At 46.7% G+C, this 4,135-nt stretch carries 5 protein-coding genes and 1 pseudogene; 2 read left to right on the top strand and 4 right to left on the bottom strand.

All coding sequences use genetic code 11. From position 1 onward, the window contains the following. Both RMO84_RS11770 and RMO84_RS11765 read left to right on the top strand, forming a co-directional pair. Window positions 1–252, top strand: a pseudogene (locus tag RMO84_RS11770) (cytochrome b6-f complex subunit IV); the annotation flags it as partial. 9 nt (window positions 253–261) lie between these two features. Beyond that, window positions 262–882, top strand: coding sequence for a cytochrome b N-terminal domain-containing protein (locus RMO84_RS11765; RefSeq protein WP_310488647.1), 621 nt, complete (start codon window positions 262–264; stop codon window positions 880–882). Between the two features lie 129 nt (window positions 883–1,011). On the opposite strand, the gene RMO84_RS11760 is transcribed toward RMO84_RS11765, so the two are convergent. From RMO84_RS11760 to RMO84_RS11745, 4 genes are all read right to left on the bottom strand, one after another. After that, the gene (locus RMO84_RS11760) at window positions 1,012–1,476 is read right to left on the bottom strand and encodes a pyridoxamine 5'-phosphate oxidase family protein (RefSeq protein WP_310488646.1); all 465 of its coding nucleotides are present in this window, start codon (window positions 1,474–1,476) and stop codon (window positions 1,012–1,014) included. A gap of 38 nt (window positions 1,477–1,514) precedes the next feature. Beyond that, window positions 1,515–1,697 (bottom strand): DUF1816 domain-containing protein, encoded by a 183-nt coding sequence (locus RMO84_RS11755; RefSeq protein WP_310488645.1) that lies wholly within the window; start codon window positions 1,695–1,697, stop codon window positions 1,515–1,517. A 358-nt stretch (window positions 1,698–2,055) separates the two neighbouring features. Continuing rightward, on the bottom strand, window positions 2,056–2,520 hold the full coding sequence (locus RMO84_RS11750) for a hypothetical protein (protein WP_310488644.1): 465 nt from the start codon (window positions 2,518–2,520) through the stop codon (window positions 2,056–2,058). Between the two features lie 166 nt (window positions 2,521–2,686). Next, window positions 2,687–3,454, bottom strand: a complete 768-nt coding sequence (locus RMO84_RS11745) for a glucosamine-6-phosphate deaminase (RefSeq protein WP_310488643.1) — start codon at window positions 3,452–3,454, stop codon at window positions 2,687–2,689. Between the last annotated feature and the right edge of the window lie 681 nt (window positions 3,455–4,135).

The following is a 4,135-nucleotide window of genomic DNA, read 5'->3' as shown; positions in this document are numbered from 1 at the left end:
GAGTGGTATCTGCTCCCGGTATATCAGCTCGTGCGGCTGATTCCCTACAAGATCGTGGGCATCGTGACGATGGTGTCCTTTGCGACGGGATTGATACTGTTACCCATTATTGAAAATCTGGTTCGGTTCGATCCGCGCTTGCGGCGGGGTGTCTCGATCGCGATTTTCTCAGTTAGTACGATTGTTACGCTGTGGCTGGGTTTTGGGGCGCGGTTGCCGATCGAAGATGCGTTTTCACTAGGTCTATTTTAGGAGTTTGAAATGAAGATTGAAAATAATACGATCGAGCTGCAAAAACTAGCTACCGTCATTGCGGTGTCTCTCCTCTCGCTCGTCCTGACTGCGGCCATTTCTGGCTTGCTGCTAGCGTTTTACTACGAGCCGAGTGCGGGTGCTGCTTACACTTCACTCAAACAGATCGATACCCAAATTAATTTTGGCTGGTTGATCCTGACGGTGCATCACCTGGCGGGAAATGGCTTTACGATCTTGGCATTGATTCAGATTATCGTCATGTTTTTTGGCCAGCAATTTCGTCCGGCGTGGATCGTCGCTTGGATTAGTGGGATTTTATTAACGCTCAGTGCGGTGGGTTTGGGTTGGACATCGATGATTCTCGACTGGTCGCAGCAGGGCTTTTGGCGGTTTAAGATCGAGCTGGGGACGATCGAAGCCATTCCACTGATCGGCTCGACCCTCAGCACCATTCTGAGTGGTGGCGAGGCGATCTCTACCGAAACGGTAGTTCACCTTTACACTTTACATAGTTATGTTTTATCTTTCGTCGCGATCGGGTTAGCAATTTTCCATCTGGCTGGGTTATCTATTCAAGAACAAGAAATCGATACAGCAATTGCACCCGATCTCGATCCACCTGTCTAATGCGCCAAGATGTTCTGTTGTCACGTCTGAAGGCGACCCAGCCGGTCGTCTAGTTGCGTTTTGTCAAAAACTGCAATAGTCTCTACTCAATCCAGAAATCGATCGCTAGCGAACAACGATTCGATCTGTTCATCCAACCATCATCCGGCTGCTGACACCATCAGTCGTGCGCCCGCTCATTTCACTCGGATAGACGCGATAAATTGCTATTACTTCTGCCCGTCCCCATGAGTCGATCCAAGTACGATTGAGTGCGGGTGAAAGTGTTGGATTAAGCTCTTTAATTGATTTTTGTACCCGTGCGATATCTGCTTTCTCGGTCAAGCGTTTGGCTTGCCCTGCTACGATGACACTACGCCAGTGGAGCGGATCGTTAATTATTTCTTCGACTTGGAGACAGACCGCTGGACTGGCATCGATGTCATGTGTCTTCATCCCCTCAGTGGTAAACAAATAAATTTCTTTATTTTCGAGATAATAATGCATCGGCATCACATAAGGTTTCCCTTCATGAGTGAAACCAAGATGACCGTAACCAACTTTGCGTAATAGTTCGTAGATTTCTTGAGAACTCATTTCATCGATATCTAACATAATTAGGCTCCTAGTAATTCAATTTTTTGGATGAGAGGCTACACCAAAGCATCGTGCTCTATAGTCAATAGATCGGGCTGGCAATGCCTATCAATTTTGATTTTGATACCTTGGGCAAATTCACCTTCAAGATCTTCGACAAAACCTTTGCTGGCGACTTCAGCTTCCCAGGCACCAACAAATGGGCCGAAATAATATGTGCAGTTGGGCTGCGCGGTCAAAATTTCGATCCACCAAGCTTGACGGCAGGCATTGAGAGCGTCAGTCCAAAGATTTAAGATCTTTGTTGATAGTTTGTCATTTAAAGTTAAGTGAGCAGTGAAAGCTCTTTACCAATTATCTTTATTGATTATTTTACAGCTCAAACGTGAGGAAGTTGTGAGGAAATATAATATAACACTATTTAATAGTTTTACTTCTGGAACTCACAGGCTTTGCGCCAAAACAATTCTACGACTTAGTATGTGAAAATATATAATGATTTGCCAACTGTCTGCATACAAAACCCAATCATTACGTTGTAGCTTATTAAGATGTTTTAAATCTATGTCTTTAGGATGATGTTTTCATTTATTATGCTTACTGGACATTAATAACTAATGTTTGCTTGACGGTACTGTTGCCAGAAAACTGTTGACTGACTTTGGTGTTATTTCCTGTAAAGTTCACTGAAATTGTGTCTTCGGGTTGAGGTGAAGTCCCAGAAATTTCGATTTCATTGCGTCCGACTTTCAGCAGTGGAGCCAAATTTAGTTCTAAGGAGTTATTGACGATCGATCTGACTACTTTGGCGTTAACTTTGACTTCGACGCGCCGGAGGCGGATGAGGGTCTCGTTGGCAGAGCCTTGGACGCGAAGAATATGTGGCTGGGTTAAGTCGGCGCGATCGATACTCACTATCGTCGATTGCACTTGCCCGCCTTCGGCATTAGTCATGATATTGACACTGCTTTGACTAAATGCTGCTGTAGTGGTAGCGATACTGGCTGCGACTATTACGGCTAAATGACCTGGTAATAAAACCAGCGGTCGCCAAATTTTCATCGATTTTACTTCTACTCAACTAGGATGAATAAGCGATCGAAGATGTAATATCTCCGATCGCCAGATCGAGTAATTGTTTTCTACTTATAATTGTAGTGGACGTTGAGCCGATCGCTCGTGTTCCAAGTTGGAGATCGGCAATTCAGGGCTGTTAGAAGGTGAGGATTTAGCCTAGCTCATTGGCAGCCGCTTCATCTAAATAGAGCGTCGCGGTGGGATATTTCCGCAAAATCGCAGCCGGACAGGCTGGTGAAATCGCACCAGTTAGCATGGTTTTGACGATACTCGCTTTGCGCGCACCCATTGCCAGACAACAAATCCGCTCCGCCTTGCAAATTGTCGGCAAAGTTAACGTGAGCGCATATTGCGGGACGGCTTCAATCCGATCGAAAAATCCGGTGTTAACTTGCTGTTGACGAGATTTCTCGGCTAATTTTACCAATTTCACCGGATAGCGATCGGTAAAATCGGCGACTTCTGGATCGTTAAAGGCAATGTGTCCGGTTTCACCGATGCCCAGAAAGCAGAGATCGATCGGTTGTGCTGATAATAATTGATGGTAGCGATCGCATTCGGCGATCGGTTCTAAGGTATCGCCATTGAGATAATTAAACTGGCGGGGCGTAATTTTGCGTGCGACCATTTCCCGCATAAATAACTGAAAACTAGCTGGATGCATACCCCCAATCCCTAGATACTCATCCAAATGAAACAATGTCAGCCGTTCCCAATCGATCTCGGTTACTGTTGTTAAATTTTCGAGTAACTTTAACTGCGAAGCTCCCGACGCCAAAATCGCTGCGGCACTGCCTTGTCTGGCGATCGCTTCATTGAGATAAGATTGGGTGCTCTGGACTAGGCTACTGACTAGATCTGCTTCGTGACGATAAACCTCAACCTGCAAAGCATCAACTTGAAAGGTACGGATTGGCATAGTCGATAATTGATAGTTGATAGTCGATAGCTGGCATCATCGGACGATTTTACCGCAGATGGGAGCGATGGCGTGGATAAATTTATGGCATCGCATAAATAAAGGGTGCCCCCTACAGATCGGCAATTCCAAATTCAGACATGCTGGAGAAATGCCATATTGGTTTGCCCTCACCCCCAACCCCTCTGTCTTGAAGCACACAAACGGGAGGGAACCTCCCGTTCGATGCGCCGCTCCCAAGTTTGGGAGATGGGAGCCAGAGCCGCAGGATCTGGCGGGGTGAGGGCTGCCTAGGTTTTTGCCCTCACCCCCAGCCCCTCTCCCAAGTTCTACCGTGTATACACATCTTTGGTGAGAAGCGAAATTGGTGTGAATCCCCCTAAATCCCCCTTAAAAAGGGGGACTTCCGGATCTTTTTCCCCCTTTTCAAGGGGGGTTAGGGGGGATTCAGATCTCAAAACGAAGTCCGACAGACTTGTGTATACACCGTAGCTCCCAAGTTTGGGAGAGGGGAGCCAGAGCCGCAGGCGAGGGCGGGGTGAGGGCGAGGTTAGTAGGTTTTACCAACCGGATTTAGGATCGTGATCTCGAACAGAATGGGGTTCTACCGCCTGGAGAAGTTCTGTCAATACCGTTTCGAGTTGGTGCAAAACTACTTCGTGCGGTTTACGAACGAAGTAG

The organism is Chamaesiphon sp. VAR_69_metabat_338, from assembly GCF_031423935.1.
Taxonomy (GTDB): domain Bacteria; phylum Cyanobacteriota; class Cyanobacteriia; order Cyanobacteriales; family Chamaesiphonaceae; genus Chamaesiphon.
Note: the sequence above shows the minus strand (reverse complement) of the source record. Positions and strands in the feature narration are given on the sequence as shown.

Coding starts and splice junctions, on each gene's coding strand:
- RMO84_RS11765 (WP_310488647.1), top strand. CDS start 262: ATGAAGATTGAAAATAATACGATCGAGCTGCAAAAACTAGCTACCGTC.
- RMO84_RS11760 (WP_310488646.1), bottom strand. CDS start 1,476: ATGTTAGATATCGATGAAATGAGTTCTCAAGAAATCTACGAACTATTA.
- RMO84_RS11750 (WP_310488644.1), bottom strand. CDS start 2,520: ATGAAAATTTGGCGACCGCTGGTTTTATTACCAGGTCATTTAGCCGTA.
- RMO84_RS11745 (WP_310488643.1), bottom strand. CDS start 3,454: ATGCCAATCCGTACCTTTCAAGTTGATGCTTTGCAGGTTGAGGTTTAT.